23 protein-coding genes and 1 pseudogene are annotated in these 26,407 nt (G+C 52.7%); 9 read left to right on the top strand and 15 right to left on the bottom strand.

Going from position 1 to position 26,407, the window contains the following annotated elements:
• Positions 1 to 111: 111 nt before the first annotated feature.
• The 3 genes from IKB43_00125 to IKB43_00135 all read right to left on the bottom strand — a co-directional run bounded on the left by IKB43_00125 (position 112) and on the right by IKB43_00135 (position 3,632).
• A complete protein-coding gene (locus tag IKB43_00125) occupies positions 112 to 822 on the bottom strand; it encodes a Crp/Fnr family transcriptional regulator (protein MBR2468553.1) in 711 nt (236 codons plus the stop codon).
• A gap of 42 nt (positions 823 to 864) precedes the next feature.
• A complete protein-coding gene (locus IKB43_00130; protein MBR2468554.1) occupies positions 865 to 2,148 on the bottom strand; it encodes an adenylosuccinate synthase in 1,284 nt (427 codons plus the stop codon).
• A gap of 215 nt (positions 2,149 to 2,363) precedes the next feature.
• Entirely contained in the window at positions 2,364 to 3,632 is a 1,269-nt protein-coding gene (locus tag IKB43_00135) for an alpha/beta hydrolase (GenBank protein MBR2468555.1), read from the bottom strand.
• A 140-nt stretch (positions 3,633 to 3,772) separates the two neighbouring features.
• Between IKB43_00135 and IKB43_00140 the strand changes: the two genes are divergently transcribed.
• On the top strand, positions 3,773 to 4,411 hold the full coding sequence (locus IKB43_00140) for a CatB-related O-acetyltransferase (GenBank protein ID MBR2468556.1): 639 nt from the start codon (positions 3,773 to 3,775) through the stop codon (positions 4,409 to 4,411).
• 155 nt (positions 4,412 to 4,566) lie between these two features.
• On the opposite strand, the gene IKB43_00145 is transcribed toward IKB43_00140, so the two are convergent.
• The 10 genes from IKB43_00145 to IKB43_00190 form a co-directional block, all read right to left on the bottom strand.
• Positions 4,567 to 5,550, bottom strand: coding sequence for a MoxR family ATPase (locus tag IKB43_00145; protein MBR2468557.1), 984 nt, complete (start codon positions 5,548 to 5,550; stop codon positions 4,567 to 4,569).
• A 202-nt stretch (positions 5,551 to 5,752) separates the two neighbouring features.
• Positions 5,753 to 6,598 carry a hypothetical protein gene (locus IKB43_00150; protein ID MBR2468558.1) on the bottom strand — a complete coding sequence of 282 codons (846 nt, stop codon included), beginning with the start codon at positions 6,596 to 6,598 and terminating at the stop codon, positions 5,753 to 5,755.
• A 114-nt stretch (positions 6,599 to 6,712) separates the two neighbouring features.
• A complete protein-coding gene (locus IKB43_00155; GenBank protein MBR2468559.1) occupies positions 6,713 to 7,309 on the bottom strand; it encodes a zeta toxin family protein in 597 nt (198 codons plus the stop codon).
• A gap of 2 nt (positions 7,310 to 7,311) precedes the next feature.
• Positions 7,312 to 7,485, bottom strand: coding sequence for a hypothetical protein (locus IKB43_00160; protein MBR2468560.1), 174 nt, complete (start codon positions 7,483 to 7,485; stop codon positions 7,312 to 7,314).
• A gap of 140 nt (positions 7,486 to 7,625) precedes the next feature.
• Positions 7,626 to 8,531 carry a hypothetical protein gene (locus tag IKB43_00165; protein MBR2468561.1) on the bottom strand — a complete coding sequence of 302 codons (906 nt, stop codon included), beginning with the start codon at positions 8,529 to 8,531 and terminating at the stop codon, positions 7,626 to 7,628.
• Positions 8,532 to 8,666: 135 nt separating this feature from the next.
• The gene (locus tag IKB43_00170; protein ID MBR2468562.1) at positions 8,667 to 9,008 is read right to left on the bottom strand and encodes a TfoX/Sxy family protein; all 342 of its coding nucleotides are present in this window, start codon (positions 9,006 to 9,008) and stop codon (positions 8,667 to 8,669) included.
• Positions 9,009 to 9,038: 30 nt separating this feature from the next.
• Positions 9,039 to 9,815 (bottom strand): hypothetical protein, encoded by a 777-nt coding sequence (locus tag IKB43_00175; protein ID MBR2468563.1) that lies wholly within the window; start codon positions 9,813 to 9,815, stop codon positions 9,039 to 9,041.
• Complete coding sequence (locus IKB43_00180; GenBank protein MBR2468564.1) at positions 9,799 to 11,163, bottom strand: hypothetical protein; 1,365 nt, start codon at positions 11,161 to 11,163, stop codon at positions 9,799 to 9,801. The genes IKB43_00175 and IKB43_00180 overlap by 17 nt, the downstream gene beginning before the upstream one ends.
• A gap of 61 nt (positions 11,164 to 11,224) precedes the next feature.
• A complete protein-coding gene (locus tag IKB43_00185) occupies positions 11,225 to 12,109 on the bottom strand; it encodes a hypothetical protein (GenBank protein MBR2468565.1) in 885 nt (294 codons plus the stop codon).
• 201 nt (positions 12,110 to 12,310) lie between these two features.
• Entirely contained in the window at positions 12,311 to 13,123 is an 813-nt protein-coding gene (locus tag IKB43_00190; protein ID MBR2468566.1) for a sigma-70 family RNA polymerase sigma factor, read from the bottom strand.
• A gap of 253 nt (positions 13,124 to 13,376) precedes the next feature.
• Here IKB43_00190 and IKB43_00195 point away from each other — a divergent pair, with 253 nt between their 5' ends.
• From IKB43_00195 to IKB43_00220, 6 genes are all read left to right on the top strand, one after another.
• Positions 13,377 to 14,156, top strand: coding sequence for a class I SAM-dependent methyltransferase (locus tag IKB43_00195; GenBank protein MBR2468567.1), 780 nt, complete (start codon positions 13,377 to 13,379; stop codon positions 14,154 to 14,156).
• A 3-nt stretch (positions 14,157 to 14,159) separates the two neighbouring features.
• A complete protein-coding gene (locus IKB43_00200) occupies positions 14,160 to 15,311 on the top strand; it encodes a glycosyltransferase family 4 protein (protein MBR2468568.1) in 1,152 nt (383 codons plus the stop codon).
• The gene (locus IKB43_00205) at positions 15,304 to 16,302 is read left to right on the top strand and encodes a flippase-like domain-containing protein (protein MBR2468569.1); all 999 of its coding nucleotides are present in this window, start codon (positions 15,304 to 15,306) and stop codon (positions 16,300 to 16,302) included. The genes IKB43_00200 and IKB43_00205 overlap by 8 nt, the downstream gene beginning before the upstream one ends.
• A gap of 59 nt (positions 16,303 to 16,361) precedes the next feature.
• The gene (locus IKB43_00210) at positions 16,362 to 18,518 is read left to right on the top strand and encodes a UvrD-helicase domain-containing protein (protein MBR2468570.1); all 2,157 of its coding nucleotides are present in this window, start codon (positions 16,362 to 16,364) and stop codon (positions 18,516 to 18,518) included.
• A complete protein-coding gene (murI, locus tag IKB43_00215) occupies positions 18,515 to 19,324 on the top strand; it encodes a glutamate racemase (GenBank protein MBR2468571.1) in 810 nt (269 codons plus the stop codon). Before IKB43_00210 ends, murI begins: the two co-directional genes overlap by 4 nt.
• A 91-nt stretch (positions 19,325 to 19,415) precedes the next feature.
• Positions 19,416 to 20,054 (top strand): hypothetical protein, encoded by a 639-nt coding sequence (locus IKB43_00220; protein ID MBR2468572.1) that lies wholly within the window; start codon positions 19,416 to 19,418, stop codon positions 20,052 to 20,054.
• 200 nt (positions 20,055 to 20,254) lie between these two features.
• Here the strand turns inward: IKB43_00220 and IKB43_00225 are convergent.
• Positions 20,255 to 21,285, bottom strand: a pseudogene (locus IKB43_00225) (Fic family protein).
• Between the two features lie 45 nt (positions 21,286 to 21,330).
• Between IKB43_00225 and IKB43_00230 the strand changes: the two are divergent.
• A complete protein-coding gene (locus tag IKB43_00230) occupies positions 21,331 to 23,319 on the top strand; it encodes a M6 family metalloprotease domain-containing protein (GenBank protein ID MBR2468573.1) in 1,989 nt (662 codons plus the stop codon).
• Positions 23,320 to 23,412: 93 nt separating this feature from the next.
• Positions 23,413 to 25,461 carry a family 43 glycosylhydrolase gene (locus IKB43_00235; protein ID MBR2468574.1) on the top strand — a complete coding sequence of 683 codons (2,049 nt, stop codon included), beginning with the start codon at positions 23,413 to 23,415 and terminating at the stop codon, positions 25,459 to 25,461.
• A 65-nt stretch (positions 25,462 to 25,526) separates the two neighbouring features.
• Here the strand turns inward: IKB43_00235 and IKB43_00240 are convergent, their stop codons facing one another.
• Complete coding sequence (locus tag IKB43_00240; GenBank protein ID MBR2468575.1) at positions 25,527 to 26,396, bottom strand: phosphatase PAP2 family protein; 870 nt, start codon at positions 26,394 to 26,396, stop codon at positions 25,527 to 25,529.
• Positions 26,397 to 26,407: the final 11 nt, after the last annotated feature.

The following is a 26,407-nucleotide window of genomic DNA, read 5'->3' on the forward strand; positions in this document are numbered from 1 at the left end:
CCTAGGAGAGGGGGTAGCTGCTGATGCGGCTAGGTGGCGGGTTCTTTTGATTGCCGCTCTAGGCAAGTTGCCCGCCACGACGCAGCAGCGGCGAGGGGGAGGCTTCCCCCTTTATCCCTTGGCGGCTTTTTCCTGTAGCGACTCCTCGTCAAAGATTACGATGTCCTTGCCCGTGATGGCGATGGCGCCGGCTTTCACCAGGATGGAACTGATGCGGCTCACGGTTTCGCGGGTGGTGCCGGACATGTCCGCCAGCTGCTGCTGGGTGGGACGGTTGTGAATGACGGTGACCATCTTGCCGTTGTCGGTGTGGATGCGCACGCCGCGTTCTTCCATGAGGTTCAGCAGGGTGCCGGCCACGCGGCCGCTGACCGACATGGTGGAGAGGGAGCCGATTTGCTTGTTGGCCTTGCGGAGCCGCTTGCTCATTTCGGAGAGGAGCGACATGGCGAGTTCGGGGTATTGCTTGATGAGCGAGAGGAAGGCGTCGCGGTAGATGATCATCAGCTGGGAGTCGCTGACGGTGCGGACCGAGGCGGAGCGGGGCTCGCCGTCGATGAGGGACATTTCGCCGAAGAAGTCGCCGCGCTCGAGGAAGCTGAGGATGGTTTCGCGGCCGTCCACGCCGGTCATGTACACTTGGACGGAGCCCGAGGCGATGAGGTAGAGCGCCTGGACGGAGTCGTCGCCTTCCAGCACTACGGTTTCGTCGCGGTTGAAGTTCTGCACCTCAACCAGGTCGCCCAGGAGCCTCAGCTGGTCGTCGGACAGTTCCGAGAACAGTTCTACGCCTTTCAGCAGTTCCAATACAGATGCGTCCATGTTTTCCTCTCTTCTTTTGGCCGCGCCGGGGCGGCGGTGGCTTTAGTCCAAATCCACGATGATGCTCTGGTCGCGCTTGGCGCCGATGGAGATCATGCCGATTTTCACGCCCACCAGTTCCGCCATGCGGTTCAGGTACTTGCGGGCGTTTTCGGGCAATTCTTCTAGCTTGCGGCACTTGGTGGTGTCGCACTTCCAGCCGGGCATTTCTTCGTAGACCGGCACGCAGCGGCCCACCTTCGAAAGCTGGTTCGGGAAGTTTTCGATTTTTTCGCCGTCGCATTCGTAGTGGGTGCAAATCTTGATGGTATCAAAGGTGTCCAGCACGTCGAGCTTGGTGATGGCGAGGTGCGTGAGGCCGTTCACCACTGCAGCCTTGCGGACCACCGGGGCGTCGAACCAACCGCAGCGGCGGTTGCGGCCCGTGGTGGCGCCGTATTCGTTGCCGATCTTGCGGAGGGTGTCGCCGGTTTCGTCCAAGAGTTCTGTCGGGAAGGGGCCGTTACCCACGCGGGTGGTGTAGGCCTTGACCACGCCTACCACCTGGTCGATGGCCGTGGGGCCGATGCCGGCGCCGCAGCTGGCGTAGCCTGCCACCGTGTTGCTGGAGGTCACGAAGGGGTAGGTTCCCTGGTCCACGTCGAGGATGGTGCCCTGGGCTCCTTCGAACACCAGGCGCTTGCCGGCCTTCACGGCGGCATAGAGCATGGCGCTCACGTCGCGCACGAACGGCTTGATCTTCTGGCCCAGTTCCAGGTAGTCCTTGATGACCTGTTCGGGGTCGATTTCGGGAACGTCGTACATCACCTTGAATTCTTCGTTGTGGACCTTGGCCATGGCTTCGACGCGGGGGCGCAGTTCGCGTTCGTCCATCAGGTCGCCCACGCGGACGCCGATGCGGTTCACCTTGTCGCTGTAGCAGGGGCCGATGCCACGGCCCGTGGTGCCGATGGCGGCCTTGCCGGCCTTCTTTTCTTTGGCCTTGTCGAGAGCGGAGTGGTACGGCAGCACCACGTGGGCGTTATCGGCAATGAACAGGCGGCCTTCGGGGTTGATGCCCTTGGTGTGCAGGTCGGCGATCTCGGCCAGGGTCTGCACCGGGTCCAGCACCACGCCGTTGCCGATGACGCAAATCTTGTCGTCGTGCATAATGCCGGAGGGAATCAGGTGGAACACGAACTTCTTGTCGCCCACTTCGACGGTGTGGCCAGCGTTTGCGCCGCCCTGGAAACGCACAATGTAGTCTGCGTCCAGCGTCAGAAAATCAACTACCTTGGCCTTGCCTTCGTCACCCCACTGGGAACCGATTACAACACGATTTGCCATATATCCTTCATTCTGTTGGCGGCCCGGCGGCGCAAAACTCCAAAAGGAGCAGTCCCGCGGGTCGATTGCTTGTTAAACGACGAAATTCAAGCGCAGAGGCCTTCCCTGCGCCCTTTTTCGCCTAAAAGATAAAAAAGTGGGCGGGGCGCTGGACCGGAAGGGGCTGGCAATGCGGCAAAAACGGCCAGAAAACGCCCCGGCCAAAACACCGCAAGCTAATCGTCGGCGCGTTCTAACCCACGCAGGCTTTCGTCTATAAAGTTAAACGTCTTTGCGTAGGCTTCGTCGCGCACGCCCTTGCGGGAAAGGTACAGGTCGTGCAAGCCGCCCGCCACCGTTTCCGTCGTTACTTTCGTCCCGACTTTCGGAGCCCACATCTCTATATGCTCCACATCCAGCACGCCATCGCAATGCATTTGGTTCTCTGACCATTCATCGTCATTTTCGCTACAGTCCCCATGCAACACAAGCACCGGTGAATTTATATGAAATCCCTTGTGCAATTCCAGCTGGGCCCTATATACCCCGCGTATCCACCCCAAGAACTGCTCCGGCCGTTCTTCGCTTTTCCACTCCGTATTGTATTGCCACTCGCCATAACGCTCCCTGTTGATCGCGTAAGCGTAATTCGGATTCCCGCTGGACCCAATCGAAAAGTCGGGCAGGTACATGGCCAGCTCCGAAATGACCGGAATCGCGACATTGCGCACAAGCCAGTTGAAATTGAAATCAAAGAAAGGACTGTTCAAGACGAGAGCCGCAAACTTTTCGGCTGGACGGGACTCCGCATAAAACGACACCAGCAAGCCGCCCTGGGAATGCCCTATCAAGACCAGCGGCAGCGAATGCGCATGCCCTGTACGCTCCTTCGTAATCACCCGCGCAAGCTCCACCGCAAAATCCAGCTCCGGAAAAAACTCCCGCATGTTCCGCAGGTCACCCCGACGGTCCCCAGGCGCAAAGGAACGCCCGCAATAATGCAGGTCTATCGCAAAAAAGGCATAGCCCGCCGAATCCGCCTTTTGAGCCATTTCCTTCTGGAAATAATAATCGTTGTAACCATGCACATACAGGATTATCCCCCGCGCAGGCTTGGCACCGGCCGCATTTTGCGCAGACTTGACACCGGCACCCTCCTCGACATCGGTCAACGCGGAGTCACTCCCGACACTGCCATTTCCTGCGGAATCAGCCTCAACGGAATCAACCGCCACCGAACTCCCGAAAGGAAATTCCACCAGAGTCGAACGGAATTCCTTTCCGCCCACATTTGTGCGCATCGCATACTGACGGAAAGGCGCACCCAACGCCACGTCGTCAACACCGTCCGCATAAGCCTGCCACACGTCATGGGCGCTCACCGGAACCTTGACGCCGGAATCAAGCGCTCGCTCCTCTTTCAAAACCCCGTTGGCAAACCCGATGTGGAGCAAAACGGCCACCACAAAAAACAGGCCGAGAGCGTCAAGTCTAAATTTTTTCACAAGAACACCCTGCAAGTGCAAAAACACTCCATAAACACTTCATCCATGCCGTAAATGATAGCAAGTTTTTCCCAAAAAACTACACACGATAAAAATATAGCCTACGGATAGAAATCCGCAAATTAATCTATATTCCTTTTATGCCAGCAAAGACTCCCGACCCAAGCGTCATCCAGCCTATCGCCAACGTGGAGGCATTGACCTTCGTCAAGCCCGCCGTCAAAAACCCAAACATCATTGTGGGCGATTTCACCTATATTGCCGACAAGGACTTTGAGCAGCACGTCACCCACCATTACGACTTTATCGGCGACAAGCTCATCATCGGCAAGTTCTGCCAGATTGCCGCCGGCGTGGAATTCGTGATGAACGGGGCGAACCACCAGATGAACGCGGCCACCACTTACCCCTTCTACATCTTCGGCACATGGGAGCAGCCCGCCCCGGCCCAGAGCGACCTTCCGCTCAAGGGCGATACCGTCATCGGAAATGACGTATGGATCGGGCAGAATGTGACGATTCTCCCAGGCGTCCACATCGGCGACGGAGCCATCATCGGGGCAAACTCCGTCGTAGCAAGCGACGTGGAGCCTTACACCATCGTGGCAGGGAACCCTGCCAAACTCATCCGCAAACGATTCGACGACGAACTTACCGCACTGCTGCTCAAGTTCAAGTGGTGGGACAAGCCCATCGACGAAATCAACAGTCTCATCCCCGTCCTCACTTGCAGCGACCTCAAAAAAGTGAAAGCCGAGCTCAAGGCCCGGCTTATGTAAGTGGAGATCCCGCAACGAGTGCGAGATAACAACGTCGGTTAGAGATGCCCGCGACGCTCCTTACACGACCGCAACGCTCTACCGCAATTGACATGCCTCCGGTCTGAGCGTTGCTCTCGTCGTCGCGGCTTGTTAATACAAGCCGCTTCTCCTCACTACGGCACTTCCACAGAATCGAGAATCTTCTGCACCACGGTCTCGGCGGAGACTTCTTCCGCTTCGGCCTCGTAGCTCAGGATAATGCGGTGGCGGAGCACTTCCATGGCGACGGCCTTCACGTCTTCTGGCGTCACGTAGGCGCGGCCCTGGATAAACGCATGGGCCTTCGAAGCCTGGGCAAGGCCGATGGATGCACGGGGCGAGGCGCCCACTTCCACAAAGCCCACCAGGTCGCTACGCTTGATGCTGCCCGGATCGCGGGTCGCAAGCACCAGGTTCACGATGTATTCGCGCACGCGTTCGTCCACGTACACCTGCTTCACCAGCTGGCGGGCGGCCAGAATATCTTCCTTCGTGGCGACGGCCTGCGGCTGACGGAGCCCCGCACCGGCGACAGCGTCGAGAATCTTCATTTCGTCAGCCTTGTTCGGGTAGCTGACCTTCACCTTCAACAGGAAACGGTCCACCTGGGCTTCGGGCAGCGGATACGTACCTTCCTGCTCGATGGGGTTCTGCGTGGCAAGCACCAGGAACGGCTCGTCCAGCTTGAACGTCTCGTCGCCGATGGTGATGTGGCGTTCCTGCATAGCTTCGAGCAAAGCGCTCTGCACCTTCGACGGCGCACGGTTGATTTCATCGGCCAGCACCAGGTTCGTAAACAGCGGGCCCTTGCGGGTCTCGAACTTCGCTTCCTTCGCGTTGTAAATCGTGGTACCCAGCAAGTCGGCCGGCAAAAGGTCAGGCGTGAACTGGATGCGCTTGAAATCCAGCGACACGGCATCGGCAAAAGCCTTCACCGCAGTCGTCTTGGCAAGGCCCGGCAAGCCTTCCAGCAGCACGTGACCGTCGGCCAAGATACCCGTCAAAATGCTTTCCACCAGAGCCTTCTGGCCAATCACCGTCCCTTCCACTTCACGCAGCAAATTCATGCAAAAAGCACTCTGCTGGCGCACCTTTTCCGAAAGTTCCTGAATATCCATTTAGTTAACCTCTTCTGTTTTCGCGAATTAAGATACAAAATTCCACGAAAAAAGGCAAATTAGTTATGAGTTTTGAGTCATGAGTTATGAGTATGGACGCTAGCAAGACGAGTGATTTATAAAAGGGGGAAGAATCCCCCTGGTTCGCACTCCGTTGCTCTCCACCCCCACGCCTAAGGGCTCCGCCCCTAAAACCCTGTTTTCATTCAACGGGATAATGGAAACTCCACCGAGTCAAAACCTCGTGAACCCCTTTGGTATAAAGAGGCACTTCTTTCCCATCCACTACAAAAACCTTTACATTTTCGACTTTGTCACCATCCGTTTCATAAGTGACGGACATCGACAGAAAGGGAGCACCGCTTTTATACAAGACAATTTCATTGGCTCTTGTCGAAACAGCAAAAGAAATATTAACCCATCGCTTTTTGGTACAAGATTTGCATGTCCTAAGGGTAAACTCATAAGGAACCATTCTAATTCCTATAGAGTCATTTCTATAAATTCCAACCTGAAAACTTTCATATGAAACATCATTGGGAACATCCACCGAAAGAGAAACTTCGTCTTCGTATCCCGAATATTCTTTTTGAAAATCTTCGCCAAGATTTATAATCCAGGTATATTGTTTCGAAGAATCCTCCACCACCGAGATTTCTTTTTCATTGTCGTTCTTATCAAATATAAACGCACGATATCCCCTGCGAGAATCATTGCAGATGATTTTCATTTTTTGATACGGTTTTCCTTTTTTATACCAGACAAGAATATCGTCATCGAAATCATGCGAGCATTTTTCTTTAGTTCCTCGCCAAAAGTCTATCTGACGATTCCGTCCATCCTGATATATTGGTATTGGGACAGCGCCAGCAACCGCAAATTGTCCAGAACAATGTGGACATCTAGGATTCCAACCAACAATAGACTCGTCCTTAAAATCTTCTGTTGAGAGATTATCCTTCACTATGATATGGTGCGGAGTAACACTGCACCCCGCAAGCAGCAGGGCACACACCATCAACACAATCCATAAAATTCCGCGAGCCATTATCTATAAAATAGAATATCTAGGCAAAAACCGAATTCATTCCATCCAACAATTCGTGGACTTCATCAAATAAAACGAACCATTTTCCCAGCACCGGGAAAATGGTTCACTCTATCAAAGCACTAATTTTGCCCATTCGGGAATATCGTCTGAATACTGCTTTATGAGCTTGCCCTCCGCTTTACGGAATAGCAACCTAGCATCAACTCCATCAACGGAGTTATCATAGATATAAAGTCTATCGACAAGTTCCGAAATGCACTTACAGTTGAAGATTGATTTCTGATATCGAGAAATAATTTTTGTGATAGGAACGTCGTGCCCGCCCTGCATCACACGTTTGGCAATTCTTGCCGCGTTAATAGAAGGATGGTTCGTTGCAACAAAGAAAACACGAATAAAGTAACCCAAATCTTTAGCGCGTTTGATAAATTCAACTTTTCCATCCGACGAAAGGACACTTTCAAAAACAAGACTCTTTTGCTGTTTAAGACAGTCCTCACGAAGCGCTTCACAATACTTTACAGCTTTAAGGACTGCATCCGGAGAATTCCAATCACCAAACCGTTCCTGTGCTACAACATCAGGATTAATATAGACAGCATCTTCCATCCATTCATGACGAAGAATTTTTGAAGTAATGGTTGTCTTACCCGAACCATTCGGTCCAGCAATAACAATTAGTACAGGTCGATGTTCTGTCGGTGACATAATTATCGAATGGTTGCTATAGCACGTTTGATTTCATCAAAATAACGGGCTGTTGCCTCTGCATCAGCCTTACGGGCATCGTCAAAAGCCTCCTTCATCAACTGCGCAAGGAGTTCATCCGAGGGCTCTTCGGTGCTCGTCAACTTATACGTATCTAAAGTCATCGGTTCAGGCATAAAACACTCCTCTCCATAATATATACAAATAAAACCTCAAAGGCAAGTCCTTTGTAACCCGCAAAACACTAAAACACACATAAATTTGGCAAGCGACGATTGCCAAATCGGGCAAGCAGTGCTTGCCCAATCTTAAAAAATCAAAAGTCAAAGTGTTTTGCGTTTTTTAATTCTCGAACTTTCATTTTCTGCTGATCCGCGGCCCTTCTCAATTCCTGAAGCTGCCGTTTCTCTTCTTCAATTTCTTCTTCGGTAACAGACCCCTGACTCTCCTTTGTTCGAATAAGCCACTTCACTTTTTCCTTTCGCACATTCAATTCCGAACGCAACACCTCGTACCGATTCAATGCACTTTTCAATTCCAGACGACGTTGTTTTTCTTCTGGAGTTTTTTCCTTCAAACCAAACAAGTAATTCAACGTAAAATAAAAACGATTGTTGGATTTCCCTATTTCCCGCCCATAACGGTATTCTAGCGAAGCACCCCAGAAGGAAACATAAGCACCGACACCATATTCCCCAAAAGCATCAGCAGACCAAAAACTAAGACCACCCAAATTTTCATCGACCTTATAGACGTTACGCGAAATATGTTCACTGGCACCTATTCTAAACTTTTCAGTTATCGGCAGTTCCTCTATTAGCATTACACCCCCATAAAACGAGCCTCCGCGTCCATAGCGTTCTTCCACTGCTCCCATCCCAGTCCAAGCCCATCCTTGCAATCCGACATACTGACTAAGAAAACCTGCATGCAAATTGGGAGTAAAATTTTCAAGCGATAAACCGAACACACCATAATGGATGCGATAAAAAAATGCAAGATCTAAATTCCTTGCTTCTTCAACACAAAAATAATCATTATGATCATAATTATTGCATTTTCCATCATAAAGATCACCTGTTCGCAGTGTTCCTCCAGAACCAAAGCCAAAACTTTTATTTTTCATATTCATGAACTGTGCAGCAGAAGGCGGATGACTCGAGCACCCCGCCAAGAGCAGGGCGCACACCGCCAAGACAATCCATAAAATTCCGCGAAACATTTTCTACAAAATAGAATATCTAGGCAGAACCCGGATTCATTCCATCAGCCTATTCGCGGGCTTCGTCAAATAAAATAGACCACTTTGCTTCTAGGAAGGTGATGCCGGGACAAGCCCGGCATGACAAAATGCCGGTTATTTCTTCTTGGCTTTCGCGGGGGCAGGCAGTTCCGGCAACATGGCTTCGAGCAAGCGAACCAGCAAAGCGCCGTCTTCAATCTGCTCGCTCGTCACGCGGAGCATGGGCTTTGCACCATCGTAGGGCAATTGCTTCTTTGCGCCGGGGAGCATTTCCACGGCCGCGGGCACGGGCTTCACCAGCAGGCGGTCATCGTAAATCCCGCCGAAGATTTTCCCGTCGGCATAGAGGATGTATTCGCCCATCATCTTGCGGGTGGTCACGCGGAAACCACCTTCAACCAGTTTTCCGTTGAACTGTTCCAAAACGTGGTCACGGAATTTTTCAGAACTCGGCATTATTCCCTTATGAGTATTGGCACAATACCCCTAGATTTCACCCATACATTTCATGGCAAGACCCATGATAATCATCTGGAAGGCTTCGCTGTTTTTTACGGAAGCGGCCACAAGGGCCCTGAGGGTATATTCTTTTTTAAGTGTTTTCAAAAAGCACTGCCCCACCGACTTGGGCACGCCATTTTCGTTCAAAAGTTTCAGAAGGTTCTTCTCCACATCGGGAGAATACCCCTCGGGCGTGCACTCGATAATGTAATCTGCGCCCCACGCATTGGAAGCTCCAGGCGCGCCCTCTTCCTTGACCATCTTCGCAAAGCGATCGAAATCCCCCACCACACGGTCGTAGGCGCAGCCGCACACGCTGTTGGCCATCTTTTCGCCAAAAACCGCCTTCGCTTCGGGAGCGCACCCCTTGACAAAATCCTTCTTGGGCAAGTCCTTCTTTATGGCATTAAAAAGCAGCTTCATGTCGTCATCTGAAATTTCCCCGGAGCCCTCGGCCAAGGCATCGCCCACATCGTCGCTAGCCAAGACGCAACTCATTGCAGCGCCCATCATAAAGGAAATGAATTCCGGGTCCTCATTTCCTTCCTGCATATCGGCATTGTGGGCCAGATAGACCTTCTCGCTGTATTTTCCCTGCAATTGGTCCAGCACACAGAGGCACTCCTTCTCGTTTGCCTCTCGGGTACAATCCTGCATAAAGGCCTTGCGGGTAGGCCCGGAATACTCCCCTGCGTAAGCCACAGCAGAGGCCAAGAAAAATCCCAAGAACAGCCACAAGGATGACTTAGTAGTAATTATCATTTTCCGAAACATAGCCACCAACCTTAATCATATCTATGTAATAAAAATCAGAAGGCACGGCACCGTCGGTATACGGAACTGATTCAAAAATTTTAGCCAGGGCCAAGGTGTCGTAGGGCACACTGTTATCGAATATAAAATTACTATAATCCAATTGCTCCCGGATTTGCCTTTCCTCGTCTAGAACGAAAGTCTCTGCCCAAAATGTGGCTAGAACCTGAACAGAATCCTTCTCCGTAGACGATGTAGGATCGTCATAAATGTCAGCGACGGGAATTAAAATGAAGTCAAGGCCAGCGTCATTTTCTTCGTAGCGACGCACATGGCGATATTCGGCCTTACCGTCTTTTACAACCTTTACCCAGATGTTCCTGGATATATTTTTTTCTCCTTTGACCTCCAAAATAAGCCTTCCTCCATGCCAATAAGCTTTGGTGATACGGAATTTTTGAGCCTTCTTGAAGGTTACAGGCTCGGTTTCGTATTTCAGCGAATCTATTTTGGCAGGAACCATCCAACTCTGGTAAGTCAGCGCACAATTCAATGTGGCTGCCGTATCCCCCTGGAGAAAATTTTCAAGCTTTAAGCTATCATGCACCGCCACAAATGCACTGGGATAGTGATAATCATCTTCGGCCAGTTTCTCAAACGTCATATCCAAATCCATAGTATTGGTTGCGGTCTTCAAGAAGCACTTGGAATTCGCGGTGTCGACCCACACCTTATAATTGGGCCAATAGTAAGCCGCATGAACCTTGGCAAAAAAATGTCCCCTGGGGTAAGGCAGGTCGAATCCCTGAGGATCAAACCCTAATTCGGTATAGGCAATCGCGCCAGGCTTTGTGGAGGGAACCAGAACATGGGTTTCACGAATATTTCCGCACAACAGCGAATCCAACTGGATGGTAATGGTATGGGTCTGGTCATAGGCCTTCATAAAGTCCCGGGCCACAAACCCCGTTCCATACGGAGTCGTCTCGACCCCTCCCCCCAAGGGCTTTCCGTCAAACAGAATTTTCGTATTGGAATAATTACATACGGTAGTATCCTTAAAGGGAATTTCGACTAACGCCTGGGCCACATAAGAGGTGATCTCGGTGGTATCAGCCATATCCGTAGTCATACGAGCACTTTGAATATATATCCTGTACCCGTCATTAGGCGTAAAGTCTAGGCGAATGGCTGTCGACCGACCATCGACGATACTGTCCATGATCTGGCGTTCCTCCATTTGTTTTTGGACATTTCGGGAAATTTCCTCATCCGGCGATCCCGAAAAGTCGTCGGAACAGGCGGCAAAAAATAGCGAAACAAGTAAAATGAGCAAAAAAATTGCTTTCAGTTTCATACTAAATCACCCCCCTCTGTCTTTCATAAACATAACAAAAGAAATGGCGACACGGCCTCGTTCATTCTTCTTCCACGCCCATAAGGCGCATGGCCGCTTTCCAGGTTTCCCTGTTCTCGAAACTGTCCCGCTTGCCGCCGCCGTAGCGGGCGTGGGCGAATTCTTCCACAAGGGTTTCCCAGCCTTCTAGCTTGCCTTCTTTTACCAGGTTGTCGAGATTGACCGGGTCGGCGGTCGCCGTCCCGAATTTACGGGCCACATACCCCTTGCAGATACTTTCCAGCTCCAAGAGCCACTCGCGACTATCGGCGGAATTGACGCGCTGTTTCAAGACCAGCATCTGATTACGCAAGGCCTCGTCGGCCGCATTCCTTGCGGCAACGGCCTCACGTGCAGCGGCGCGACGCTTGACACGCCAGAGTCCGGCCAGCAGAACGCAAAGGGCAACAATCCCACCTACCGCAAACGGTAGCGGATTGAAAGGCTCGTCTACGCGCACGTCCACGCTTTCACTCCGCAAGTCAAGGGGCTGGCCCACTTGCGTCGGGATTTCGAACTTAAGGGCGGGAATGTGCAGATTGCCCGTATCCTGTGCCACAATCTTGTATGTAAAGGTAATGGAGGCGATTTCCTTGCCATCCTTTACGGACCGTGCCGACTCCTGGGACACCCCCAGCTGGGTTAAACCCTTCGCGTTGGCAGAACCCGTTGGCACTACCAGGAGAGCGCTTCCCTGCACGCTCCAGGAGACCGTCACCGGAAACTCAAAAGTATCACCTACAGTAATGGCGGGCAGGCCACCTTCGGGCCCCGCCTTTATAGAAATTCCCAGCTGTTCCGGCGTGGGCATTTCCGGCGCAGCGGTAGAATCCAACACCGCAACGGAACTGTCCGTCACGACGGCATCCACACCGCCAGCGTCCATATTCAAAGAATCGTTTTCCATACAGAAAGAATATACAAAAAGAAAAAGGCCCGCCCGTCTGGGCGAGCCTCCATGGAGGTAATGAATCGTGACCTGACTCTGGGAAAGGGGTCCAGGGGGCAAAGCCCCCTGCGTCATGGAGCGGCTATTATTTGTTAATCGTGACCTGACTCTGGGAAAGGGGTCCAGGGGGCAAAGCCCCTTGCGTCGCATGGCAGCGATTTACTTATTAATCGCTGCCAAGAACGCGTCTTTCTTTTCTTGCAGGAATTCCTTGCTGTTGTACTTGCGGATACGGCGAAGCGCCTGGTCGCGCAACTGACGGACACGTTCGTGGGAAATGTTCATGGACTCGCCCACTTCGCGAAGCGTCTGGGGAGCTTCCTGGTTGATACCGAAAATGCCGGTAATGACCTTCGCTTCGCGCTCCGGGAGCTGTTCCATCAGGTCGCGGGCAAGGCTTTCTACACTCTGGATTTCGGAATCGGCCTCGGGATTGGACGCTCCATTGTCGGGGAGCACTTCGGCGTATGTGGCCTTGGAGTCCGCCTTCAGGGGGCTATCGAAGGACACGCCGCGCTGACCGATTTGGATAAGTTCGCGAATCTCTTCGTTAATCTCTTTACCGCGGCTCTGTTCGTGCAGGGCCTTGCGCACGCGCAGGTGCTGGTTTGCCGGCAAGCGGATCAGGTTACCCTGCTCGTTGATGGCGCGGGTAATGTAGGCCTTGATCCACCACACGCCATAACTGATGAACTTGAGGCCGCGGGTGTGTTCAAAGGACTCGATGGCACGCACCAGGCCCATTGCACCCTCGCTCACCAGGTCCGGCAGCGGAATCGGGCAGCCACGGTACTGGATGGCCACTTTCAAAACGAAACGCATATTGGCAGAAATCAGTCTCTTTCTAGCAATCTTGTCGCCTTCCTTCGCCTTCTGGAAAAGAATCTGTTCTTCTTCGCGGGAGAGGGGGGCTGTGCGTCTAATGTCTTCGAGGTATCTTTTTAGGGTTGTATCTGTTGAATCAATATGCATTTCTTTAACCTTGTCTCTCTAAATATCGCTTTTTTTTGAGCAACTTGTATGCCAAAAGAACAAAATTTTACAACTTGGCAAAAAAACGCCCCTTATCGTCCTTAAACCTTGGTCAAAGATACAAATTTTTGTCACAAATTTCAAACATTGTCATCTTTTTATTACAAAATTAAGTAAAAATGACGGAATTCGCCCCAAAGTTTCGTAATTCGTTGATACTCCACAAGATACAATTTCGTATATTTTGCCGGTTATGACAGTAAAAGAACCAGACCAGTCCGTATGGAACCGTTTTTGGAAACAGAAAAACGACATGGACAAGGTGTATCCTTCGTCTCCGTCGGTGCTGAATACCATCAAGAAGAATTTCAAACTCGAAGGACTCAAGGTGCTGGAAGTTGGTGCCGGCACCGGACGTGACAGTGCCGAGCTTGCCCGCCTGGGCGCCGACGTGTACGTGCTGGATTTTGCCGAGAACAGCTTGAAGATTGTAGATGGCCTGCGGGCAAAAGACAATCTGTACGACAACTTGAAACTTATCCGTGGCGACGCCTTCAAGGCGCCTTTCCCCGACAACACCTTCGACCTGGTTTTCCATCAAGGGCTAGCGGAACATTTCAAGGATTCTCTCCCGCTCATCAAGGAAAACTTCCGCATCTTAAAGCACGGCGGGCACTGCCTCTGCGACGTACCGCAAACAGTGCACCCCTACACCATCATCAAGCATATCTTGATTGCCATGGACAAGTGGTTCGCCGGTTGGGAAAAGCAGTTCACCATGCCCCAGCTGAAAAAGCTCATGACCGATGCCGGTTTTGAATGCGTCTATGAGTACGGCGACTGGATGCGCCCGAACCTCTATTACCGAATTCTTCGCGAAATCGGTTTCAAGGTAGGCGTGGAGTTGCCCAAGTATCCGCTGCAGGGAACAGCATACCAGAAAGCGAAAGATAAAATTCTGGATTCTCTGGAAACAAACCCGATCATGCACTATACCCAGCTGTGCATAGGAGTCCTGGGCAAAAAGCCCTAGTCCATGAATATCCTTGTGGTCAATTACCGCGACCGGCTGCACCCTGCCGCAGGGGGCGCCGAAAAGCACCTGCACCGTATCTTTTCACAACTGGTAGATGCGGGCCACAAGGTCGTACTTTTTACGACGGCATTTGCTGGCTGCAAAAGTCGTGAAACCGTCGATGGAATCGAAGTCGTCCGCAAAGGTGGCGACATGCTGTTCCAGCTTACCGTCGCCATGAACATCCGTAAGCTGGACCGGGAATTCAATTTTGACGTGGTGGTAGAAGACTTGAACAAGCTTCCGCTATATACGCCGTTCTGGATTAAAAAGCCGGTGGTGGTGCAGATGCACCATCTGTGGCGCAGCTCCATTTTCCACGAGGCGTTTTTCCCGGTAGCGGCCGTGGTATGGGCCTTTGAACGGACCATCCCCTGGTTCTACCGCAAGCAGCCGTTTATCGTGGTAAGTCCGAGTACCAGGCGCGAGCTCAAGGAAATCGGAATTGACGGCAAGCGCATTTCTGTAATTTACAACGGCTCCGACAGCAAAGGCGCTCCCGATCCATCAACAGAAGTGCCGCCATTAGAAGCCGAGGGTCTGCCCTACTTCTTGTGGCTTTCCCGTGTTCACCGCTACAAGGGAATCTGGACGGCGCTGGAGGCCTTTGAAAAATTTGCGTGGAAGCACCCGGACATCAAGCTTTTGGTGGCCGGAGACGGACCGCTCCTGAAAAAGATCCCCGCCTGGCTAAAACAGCGCAATCTTGAAAATCGCGTGGTGCTTCTGGGATATGTCAGTCCTTCCAAGAAACAGCAGCTGCTTCGTCACGCCGTGGCACTGTTGCAGACGAGCTTCAAGGAGGGCTGGGGTCTTACCGTCGTAGAAGCGGCAAAGCTTGGCACTACCACTATTGCAAGCGATGTGCCGGGACTTCGCGACAGCGTCAAGAACGGCGAAACCGGTCTTTTGTTCCCCATGGGAGATGCCCACACCTGCACCATGGAAATGGAACGCCTTTATGGCGACGACGAACTGCGCTCCAGGCTTTCGCAAGAGGCACGTGTCTATGCCGACGAATTCCGCTGGGATACCGCTGCCGACCTGACGTTCAACCTGCTGCAAGATACCGTCATCCGTCATCGGGTGGCCGAAGGGGGACCCGATGAATAGCCGTCTGAAGTCTTCCCTGATTTTTTTGCTGAAGTTGGTGGTGACCATCGTCCCTGCATATTTTGTCTGCAGGAACATCGTGATGGACCCGGAGTGGAGCGTAGATGACCTTTACCAGCTTTTCGATGCCAAGAGCCTCTGGCCCTTGCTTGCGGCCATCCTTTGCCTTGCGGCGTCCAACTTTACGGCATGCCTCCAGTGGAAACTCCTGCTAGAAAAGCAGAACGTGAATCTCAAGTACGGCCACTTGCTGAAGCTTTACTACGTGGGTCTCTTCTTCAACAACTTTATGCCCGGAAACGTAGGCGGCGACGCCAAGAAAATTTACGATATCCGCATGCAGGGCGGTCAAGACACCGTAGGCGCCGGACTCACCGCCACTTTCTTCGACAGGCTTTTCGGACTTTTCTTCATTACCCTATTCGCCCTGGCGGTTGGTCTCCTGTTCTTTATGCACGACGAGGCCCAGCGGGCATTCATGTGGCCGTCGCTCTGGATCTTTTTGGGATTCTGCGCCCTGTTCGCCTCCCTGTTCAGCCGTAGGCTGGGCAGGCTCCTGTGCAAAATCCTGGAAAAGATTTTCCCCGCCAAAATCAATAGCCGGCTAATCCACATGTTCGAGCGATTCCAGCAGTTCCGCTCGACAAAACTGTGGGCCCGCATCAGTGGACTTTCGGCAGTGACACAGGCCCTCCGCATACTGGTGCACTTCTTCTGCGGTATCGCCGTCGGCGTGGAACTTTCTATCTCCTGGTATTTCTACTACATCCCGCTGGTCGCTATCGTAAGCGCCCTGCCTATTTCTATCGGCGGGTTTGGCCCTAGGGAACTGCTCGCCCAGTCCCTGTTTGCCCGCGCCGGAGTGCCCGGTCTCGAATCGGTGGTAATCCAGCTGCTGGCTTATTTTGTAAGTTTGTTGTTGAGTCTGTTCGGAGGCTTCGCCTTTTTGCTGGGCGGTCACCCGAATGTTTCGGACAAGGAAACCACCTAGTCCCTTTCCCATATCCCGCAGGCGCAAATTTCGGGGCGCCGCATTCCACACGGTAACCTATGGATGCCGAAAGCATCTTGAAAGGTCTGAACGGCGACCAGCGTATGGCCGTCTTGCACGACCATAAACAAAACGGAGCTCTCCTGATTCTTGCAGGAGCGGGCTCGGGCAAAACTTCTGTACTGACCAAGCGGATCCAGTACCGCATCATGAGCGGGGTACAGCCCGAAAAGATTCTGGCCCTTACCTTCACCGCCAAGGCCGCCGCCGAAATGCGGGAGCGGGTAGAAGCACTTTTCCCGAAGGCAGGGGTACGGCTCTGCACCTTCCATTCCCTCGCGCTGTTCATGCTCAAGCAGAAAATCGGAGAGCGATTTGCCTACGAGATTCTCGGGTTCAACAAGATTCCCACTCCCAAGGAAACGGACCAGCGGGAATTCTTGCGGGAACTGGCAAGGCGGAAGATTCCTGCCGCCAAGTTGAACCGGGAGGAACTTTTTTCGGAAGACTTGCCGGGCGCCATCAAGAAAAAAATTTCACCCCTGCAGAAAAACGTTATTTTGTCTGGAAACGTGGTTTTCGAAGACCTGATTTACCTCGCCATCAGGCTGCTTGAAACCTGCGAAAAGGCAAGAGAATACTTTCAGTCCCTGTGGGCCGAAATCCTGGTAGATGAATACCAGGACATCAACCCTTCCCAGTACAGGCTGGTCAAGAACATTCTCGGAAACCGCAAGGACCTGTTCGTGGTAGGCGACGACGACCAGGCCATCTACGGCTTCCGCGGAGCGGACATCGGGAACATCCGGCGTTTCCAGGCGGACTTCAAGGACAGTACCCTCATCCGTCTGGAATGGAACTACCGCTCCGTACCGAACGTGCTGCATTTGGCCAACGATATTTTTGTGAACAAGCCCGTAACATTACGGAAGGTTCTCCGGGCAGGGAACCCCAAGGGCTCCGGTGGCAACAGGATTTTCACCGAAAACCGCAAGCCCGAAGTCTGGGTATCGGACAACCCCATCGAAGAAATCGAAAAGATAAAGACCGCCATTCATTCCCTGCGCGAAAACTACGGACTCCAATGGAAAAACTTCGCCATTCTGGTGCGGTACAACCGGCTTCGGCAATACTTCGAAGAGGCCCTGCGGGAATGCGAGCTGCCCATCGCCGGCGACCCCATGGCAGGCGACGAAGTGCTAGAAGACGGCATCCATATCGAGACGGTGCACGCCTCCAAGGGCCTCCAGTACGCCGTAGTCTTTTACGCGGGACTTGCCGAAGGATTCACGCCGGGCAAGTGCGAAGGTAACCGAAAACAGCGCAAGGCACAGATGGACGAAGAAAGGCGGCTGTATTACGTTGGGGTGACCCGTGCCGAGTCTTACCTGGTTTTGCTATATTGCAAGCAGAGGTATTGGAAAGGGAAACTGCTAAAACTGAAACCATCCAGGTTCCTGCCCCGCTACCCCAAGCAACCCCGATGGACTATGCCTGTTATCTTGTTTAGAATATACGTGGTAATTGTAGTGCTTGGCTATATGCTTGCGCATATTCTCGCGCTGCCCTTTATCTTGGTTGCCTACGGAAAAAATTTCAACACCTGGCTCGAAGGAAAAATCCAGAAGTTCTCCCGATTCTGCATGAACGTGCTGCGGGTTGACCTGGAAATAAAAGACCAGGCGATACTTTCCAAGGTGGACTGGAGCCGCCCCGTGTTTGTCATGGGAAACCACAATTCCTACGCCGACATTCCCGTGATGTTTCTTTCCATCGAACGCATTGTAGGGTTCATCGCCAAGGCTTCGCTCAGGTTCATCCCATTCCTCAATTTCTGGATGCACAAGATCGGCTGCATTTTTATCAACCGCAAAAAAGGTGGCGGCGGAGCGCTGATTCGCGAAGCCATGGCCTCTGGTCGGGCACCACGGCTCTGTCTGTTCCCCGAAGGCACTCGCGGAAAAAGTGAAGCACTCTCGCCCTTTAAGAGCGGCGGTTTCAGGCTTGCGCTAGAGGCACATGCTATCGTGCTCCCTGTGGTTATCCGCGGAACATCTGCCGTGTGGGAACGCCGCAAGAATACCGGGCGCTGCAAGGTGAGCGTACAGATTCTAGAACCCATCGATGCAGGCGAAATCGAAAAACGCCAGGGTGACAACGACCCGAGAAAGGAACTGATGCCCCTGGTCCGTTCCCGCATGGAGGCCGCCCTGTGATAGGCGTCTTCGATTCCGGATTTGGCGGGCTCACGATTTTGCAGGACTTGCGCAAGGCCCTGCCCGAATACGACTTCTTGTACCTGGGCGACAACGCCCGGGCGCCTTACGGGAGCAGGAGTTTCGAGACCATCTTCCGCTACACCCTCCAGTGCGTGCGGGAACTTTTCAACAGGGGCTGCCCCCTGGTGATTCTCGCCTGCAATACGGCATCGGCCCGGGCGCTCCGGAGCATCCAACAGCAGGTGTTGCCCGTAGAGTTTCCGGACAAGCGGGTGCTGGGTATCATCAGGCCCACTACCGAAGAAATCGGCAAGTTCAGCCGCACAGGACACATCGGCATCTTCGCTACCGCAGGTACGGTCTCGTCCAACAGCTACCAGATAGAAATCAGCCATTTCTTTCCGGAACTGAAGGTCACCCAGCACGCCTGCCCCATGTGGGTTCCCCTGGTAGAAAACGGCGAGATGAATACGGAAGGCTCCCGCTTTTTCGTCAAGAAAGAAGTGGACACCCTGCTGAAAAAAGACCCCGAAATAGACACCGTCCTTTTGGCCTGTACCCATTATCCCCTGCTGGAAAAGGAAATCCGGGAGGCACTCCCAGCAGGAGTGCGCCTGGTCATCCAGGGCCAGATTGTGGCGGACAAGACCGTCGACTACCTGAACCGCCACTCCGAGATGGATGCCCGGCTTTCGCGGTCCGGCAAGACCCGCTTTTTGACTACGGACACCGCCAAATTCTTCGAAAAAGGGGCTAATCTGTTCGGAATGAAGGATATTTCGGCAGAAGCCCTCACCCTCTAGCACTGATTTTTGTATTTTGGCAACGTAAATAACGAACCTTTTTAGGTCCGCTGGTTTTTTTATTATGTATCACTTTTTTAGGGGTTGAATAATGCCTAAGACACAAATCAATCTTGAAGGTTGGCAAGACTACCGTGGCAACGCCGCCGGCAGCCTGCTCTATGTGGAGACCAGTCACCAGTCCGAAATGCCCGTCCGCGACCAGCTGAACGAAAACGGCAAGGGTTTCTTCTATGAACCCAACTACGAGACCAGCACCTACGGTCTCATGAGCTGCTGCAACGTGAAAAACATCAACGCCATCGTCCGTGCCAAGAGCCGCTACATTCTGTTCGGCACCCGCTACGAAGGCCTCAGCGATTCCGAAATGCGCAACAAGTACCTGATCATGGGTTATATGCGCATCGACAAGATCAAGGATGTTCGCACCCGCCATATCCAGCGCTACATGGCCAACCCCGAAATGCAGGAACCGGAATGCATGCAGATGGAACACAACTGGGCTGTCTATGGCCCCATGCGTTTCGTGTCTATGGACGATTCCTTCGTGGTCACCGACGAAATCCTCAAGGAATGGGGCTACAAGGGTCACGCCAGCCGCCAACTCAAAGCCGTGTTCAACAAGGAACACCTGGATAAGATTCTTGCCCACCTGGATTCCAAGCCCGACATGATCGACGAATACATCGCCACGGTGGACGAATTCAAGGAAGCCCTGGAAGAAGGGTAATCAAGCTTTTCTTTTGGAAAATCAAGGCCCGCGAAAGCGGGTCTTTTTTTGACCGCTCGGGCTAGATTTTGGAGAACAAGTTCAGGGCTGGCCCTCGCTCTCGCCTTCGGCGACTCGTTAATACGAGTCACCTACGGCTCACATTTGACCGTTCGGGCTAGATTTTAGAGAACTAGTTCAGGGCTGACCCTCGTTTCGCTTTACGCCAAGGAGTATTTCTGGCTGCGGCCGCCCTTCTCGTCGGATTTCAAGATGCCCTTGGCGATGAGTTTCTGGATAGTGCGGAGGGCCGTGTCGTGGCTCTGGTCGATAATTGCCGCCAGTTCCTTGGCGGTAAAACTTGCAGGAAGCGTTCCTGCAAATAGGGCGGTAAACAACTTCTGGTCCTTTTCGTCAAAAGCCTCTCCGGCATGGCGGTTGTAAAAGGCCGTCTTGCGCTGTTCCTTGAGAATGCGCTCCCGAGTGCTCGACATGGCAGCCTGCAATGTTTCGATAAACCAGAGAATCCATTCCGTCAAGTCGCCGTTACCGCGCTGGGTCGCGTTGAGAATCTTAAAATAATCTTCACGGCGCTCCAGAAAAGCCTGGTTCAGGGAGAACTGGCAACGGGTGGTCTGCTCGCTGCGGGCAAGGGCCACGATGGTGAGGAGCCTTGCCAAGCGGCCGTTGGCATCGGCAAAAGGCCTGAGGGTCGCAAACCAGAAATGGGCCACCGCCGCCTTGATGACGCCGTCCATGCTGGAACTTTCCATCCACTGGATGTAGCGCTCCACCTCTTGCTCCAGCCGTTCCGGATTCGGCCCTTCGAAATCCAGCTGGAGCTCACCCTGGCGGTATTGGACCGCACTGGGTACAGCGCGAAAACTGGCCACCTTGTTCTGCCCCATAGCGGCATGCCATGCAAACAGGCGTTCCTGAGTCAACGGATTGAACGCCTTGGTAATGGCGGCGAGATATATGCGTACCGCAGGGTCTGCCGACTGGGCGGAGCCCTCCTGCACAAGAGCCACCTGCTGCTCCACAAAGGCCTTGTCCAGACGGATCCCATCAATGGCAGAATTGGAGCGAATATCCTGAATCAACAGCTCCTGCTCCAAATCCTGGAACCCGCAAGTCTCCATAGCGCCAATAAGCTTGCCCTCTTGCAAGCGGGTTTCGCCAAGAGCGTTCAGGACCTTCCGGGAATCGAACCGAAAATGAGTCCAATCGGGTATTGATGGATATAGAGCATACCTATCCGTAATATACTTTATTATTTTGAGTCTAAGGAGTGATTGTGAGAATTTTTTCGACAACAATGCTTATGCTGCTGATGGCAAGCTACTGCCTGGCTGTCCCGGCAGACGAGGGAACATTCCCCCTGAAACAACCCGACGGCAGCGTGCTGGAAGCCCGCTTTGTTGGCGACGAAAAATTCCATGTGTTGCAGACCGAAGACGGTTACTTTTTGAAAGAAGACCTTCTCGGGTATTACACCTACATCAACAACGAAGGCGAACCTTCTGGAATATACGCCCGCAACTCGAATGAACGCAGCGATTCCGATGTAGAATTTTTGGCAAGTCTTGACCAATCCCGCATCTACGGCTTGCTGCTCAAAAAAAATCCCCCTATGGAACCTATGGACTACCGGGTGCCGGATTTCGCCTATCGCGAAGTGATGCGCATGCCCAGCTATAATCCCAAAGTTACGCAAGGCGACGTTCGCGGCATAGTAATCCTCGTACAATTTCAAGATGTCAAGTTCAAGAGTGCCGACCCCAAGTCCCAATTTACGGACTACATGAACAAGGAAGGGTACAACGAATATTACAACCTCGGAAGTATTCGCGATTATTTCGTCAAGAATTCCATGGGTCTTTTCCGCCCCACCTTCGACGTCTATGGGCCCGTGACCATTTCTCGGAATAGAAACGACTACGGAACGACATCCAGCGGTAACGACGGCAGAAACTACGAGGGGGCACGCTCCGCACTAATAGAGGCGCTAGATTCCTTGAAAAAAAAGGAGAGCATTGACTATTCCAAATACGACAACGATGGCGATGGAGAAATCGATTTTACCTATATGTTCTATGCAGGAGTGGGCGCCAACAATTCCGGCGTAGTGGGCGCTATCTGGCCCCACGCCTGGTACATCGGCAATTCTGTGAACAAACGATCTGGAAAGAATATGGGGAACGACATTTACGCCAACCGCTACGCCTGTTCCAACGAAATTGACGGATACGCCTACAAAAAGGACAATTCCACGGATATCCTGGGCGGGATAGGAACTTTCGCTCACGAGTTCAGCCATGTTCTCGGGTTGCCTGACATGTACGATTTAAAGGGAAACAATCCTCGCAAGACGCCTAAAAAGTGGGACGTGATGGACAACGGCAATTACAACTGCCCTTACAATTCATACGGAACACAAAACTGCGCACCGCCTTTTTATTCTGCCTTCGAGCGGATGTCCCTGGGGTGGATGAACCCTACGGAACTCTATGCCGTAGGCCAAGTAAAGCTTGATAAAATCGACGGTAACAACGCCTATAGCATTACTAACCCGAATAACCCCGATGAAATGTTCCTGCTAGAATACAGGACGCAAAAAGACTGGGACGTAGGGCAACCCAATTCGGGAATGTTGATATGGCATATTGACTATGTGGCATCTGTCTGGAAAGAAAAAACGGTCAACAACAACGGCGATCACATGCACGTGGATATCGAAGAAGCCGTTCCCGAAACGGACAAGTACGCAAGAGCCAGCGACGCTTTCCCCGGATCAGGAAAAGTGACGGACTTTGACCAATTTATATTCTGGAGCGGTTCAGATATGGAAATCTCCCTGTCGGAAATCACCGAAGCTACCGACAAGGAGTACATTACCTTCGTCGTGAATATGTCCGTCTCGTCTTCCGAAACGGTGTCGTCCAGCTCCGTCGAAGAAATATCGTCCAGCTCCGAGATGGAATCCTCGTCTTCGACGGTAGCAAGCTCTTCAAGCGCTCCTCGCTCAAGCTCGAGCATGTCTAGCTCCAGCGCAGCTCCAACCGCTATAGCCTTTAACAACGGGCTGTTGCAAGTCCAGGCTCACGGGCCAAAGACCATCCGGATATTCTCTCCTCACGGAAAACTGTTGTACGAAACCATCGTTTACGAAAAAGGGAACCTATTCGCAGTACCTCGCCAGTTCAAGAACTCGAAAAACATCATCACCATTTCGCAAAACGGGAAAGCCCTGTTTACTGGCGTCCTGGCGACTATCCCTAGATAAACCGTCTAGACAAATTGTCAAGGTTTTTTGTTTTTCTCCTCAAAAAATGATTAGGGCAAGGTGTTATTTTTGAGAAAAAGAGGAGACGTTCGGATGAATTGCAGATTAAACTTTTTCGCCTTATCAGTTTGCGCTTTCGCGGCACAGTCTTTTGCCGCTGACTGGTATGCGAAAGATAATTTGCAACCTGGTCACGACCCGAGCATGGTACGGTTCGAGGACGGCTACGCCCTCATGAGCACGAATAACAATCTGCAACTGTGGACCTCGGAAGATGCCTACAACTGGCAGAACCACCGCTCCACCGTGAGTGCCATTCCGCAGTGGGCCTTCACCTACGCGCCCAAGACCGAGGGCATCTGGGCTCCGGATATTTTCTACATGAACGGCGAATTTCGCGTTTACTATTGCGTGTCGGAATTCGGCGTGCGCAATTCGGCCATCGGCTATACCGCAACGACCTCAATTGTGCCGGGAACAACGGGCTACGGCTGGAAAGACCACGGCCATGTTTTCCATACCAAAGAAGGAACGGACAAATACAACGCAATTGACGCCGACGTGGTGCGTGACACCGAAGGCAATTACTGGATGGCGTTCGGTTCGTTCGGGCTCGGCATCCAGCTAATCAAGCTTGACGCAACTACGGGCTACCAAGCGAGTGACGACAAGACCGTCTACAACATTGCGCGCCGTACGAGCAGCGCGAGCGGTGGAGCCGAAGAAGGCCCGAGCCTGATTGAGCATAACGGTCAGTACTTCCTGTTTACCGCATGGGACAAGTGCTGCATGCAGGGCCCGGATATCGAGCAGACTACCTACAAGACGGCTTACGGCCGCGCCGACAAGGTGACTGGTCCGTATGTTGACCGCGCCGGTTATACCATGGCGAACGGCGGCGGCACAATTCTGTTGGAGCGTTACGGGCGCTATGTGGGGCCAGGTGGCGGCGAGGCTTTCCAGGACCTGAACCGCGTGCGCTTTGTGCACCATTATTACGATTTGAATGGCGACAAGTACAACCATATTCACATTCGTGACGTCGTGTTTACCGACGATAACTGGGCAGAGATGGGACAGCCCTTTCTCGGCCGTTATTTGAGTGCCGAAGTCGAACACGGCGCGCTGACCCGCGCAGTGTCGAGCGACCTTGTGATTTCTTCGAGCAGTACTGCGTCGAACGGGGAATACCTCGCTTACGTGAATACCGAAGGTTCCAAGATTCTCCTGCCCATGAACATTATGCAGGCGGGAGATTACCTGCTGCGTTACCGCTACGCCAACGGAGGCGATGCGGCCGCGACGCACAAGGTGACGGTGAATGGCAAGTCACAGACGGTAACGCTCCCGCCCACAGGTTCCTGGGGCACATTCCCCGAAAAGTCTGTGATGATGGTGCCCGCGAAACTCAAGCGGGGCGGTAACTTCATCGAACTTGAACCATTGCCTAACGGAAATTTTGCGGAACTGGACCGCATCGACTTCTTGCGCATTATCCGCGATACGATTCCCGCGAACGGCTTTGACAACGGCATCCGCGTGCGTTTGACTGCTGACGACGAGTTCGCCATCAAGGACGGCGGCTACGCGATTTTCGAGAACGTGGTGTTGGATTCCATTACGAGCACGGAAGTGGCTATCGAGGTGAAGAGCCTTACGGGCGGCAAACTCAGCATTCGCGACGGCAAAAAGGACGGGACCGTTCTTTCGGAATGCGAACTGGTGGCAGCCAATGCAAAGTCGGTGGCTAACGGTTGGACAACGGTGTACTGCTCGGACCTCAAAAGCCTCGGTGGCGTGAAGGACTTTTACCTGACGGCGTCCGGCATCTCGGGCGAAGCGATTGTCAAGAACATCGTACTTGCAAGTTCGCCGGGGACGAATGTTTGCAATCAGGAACCGTGCGGCGACCCGATTTCCAGTTCCAGCAAAATTCCAAAGGTTTCGCTCAACAGCCATCACTCCGTTTTATTAGATAATGGCGTCTATACGGTTCACTTCAACAAACCAGGAAACTATGAAGTCTTCGCGATCAATTCAATTGGACAAGTGATGGCTCGCCGTAGTACAAATGGTGTTGCCGACATTCAATTTAATAGACTTCCGAAAGGGAAATATTTTTTTAAGGTAAATACGCAGTAAGGCAGAATCTCTTACGTGTTGAGCAATATTTTTTTTCACTATGCGTGTGACGCATAGTGAAAAACTTATATTCTCACGCTGAGCACGGCGCCTTTGGTGTCGCTGTAGAATAGCGGGGCGATGGTGACCTTGGGCGGGGTCTGCTTTTCGCCGGCTTTTTCCTTGTAGAACACGCTGCCGATGTACCAGCCGATGGAGGCTCCCATCAAAGTTCCTGCGACGGCGTCGGAGAACCAATGGGCCTCCCCTTTTGCGCCGAGCACCATGCTTGTCGCGATGTAGCCCGCATACAGGGCGCAGCCCGCCACGACGAGGGGCTTGTCGCGGTTGTAGCTTGCGATGCTCATGGCCATGGCCGCGTTGGTCATGGAATGCCCCGAGGGCCAGCCGTAAAAGACTCCGCGCCTGAAGAACCCCCACTTGAAATCGCGGGAACGCTCGCCGCTGTTGAGTTCTGCGTCAGGGTGCTCGCGTGCCGAAATCGCCTTGAGAATATTGTTGTAGAGGAACGCCACGGCGGTGGCCTGCACGGCGACGGCACCGGTGTTGTTCAGCGCGCGGTTGTCGCTGATAAAGTACATGTAGCCGGGGACGAGTATCGGGAAGAACGTCCCCATCATCATGCCGGGAGTGAACGCGATGCCGTACGTGAGCTGGTCCTGACGGGCTGCAAAACGCGCCACCATCAAGTCGTTATTTTCCATCGAGAACTTGTACGTAAGCGCTCCACCGAGCATGTGGAACCCGAGCGGCCAGCCGAACGCACTCAGCAACATGTTATGGCCCAAGTGATCGAACGGGGAAAGCTTTTGCGCGGTATCGACAGTCACCGAGGTTGTTACGGAATCTGCTTCGACAGCAGCGGAACCCGTGGCACAAGCAAAAGCCAAAACCACCATCCAACGAAGCGCTATTTTGTCTAGACGAAAAATCAAGATTTGACCTC

Origin of the sequence: Fibrobacter sp. (genome assembly GCA_017503015.1) — a bacterium.
GTDB lineage: Bacteria > Fibrobacterota > Fibrobacteria > Fibrobacterales > Fibrobacteraceae > Fibrobacter.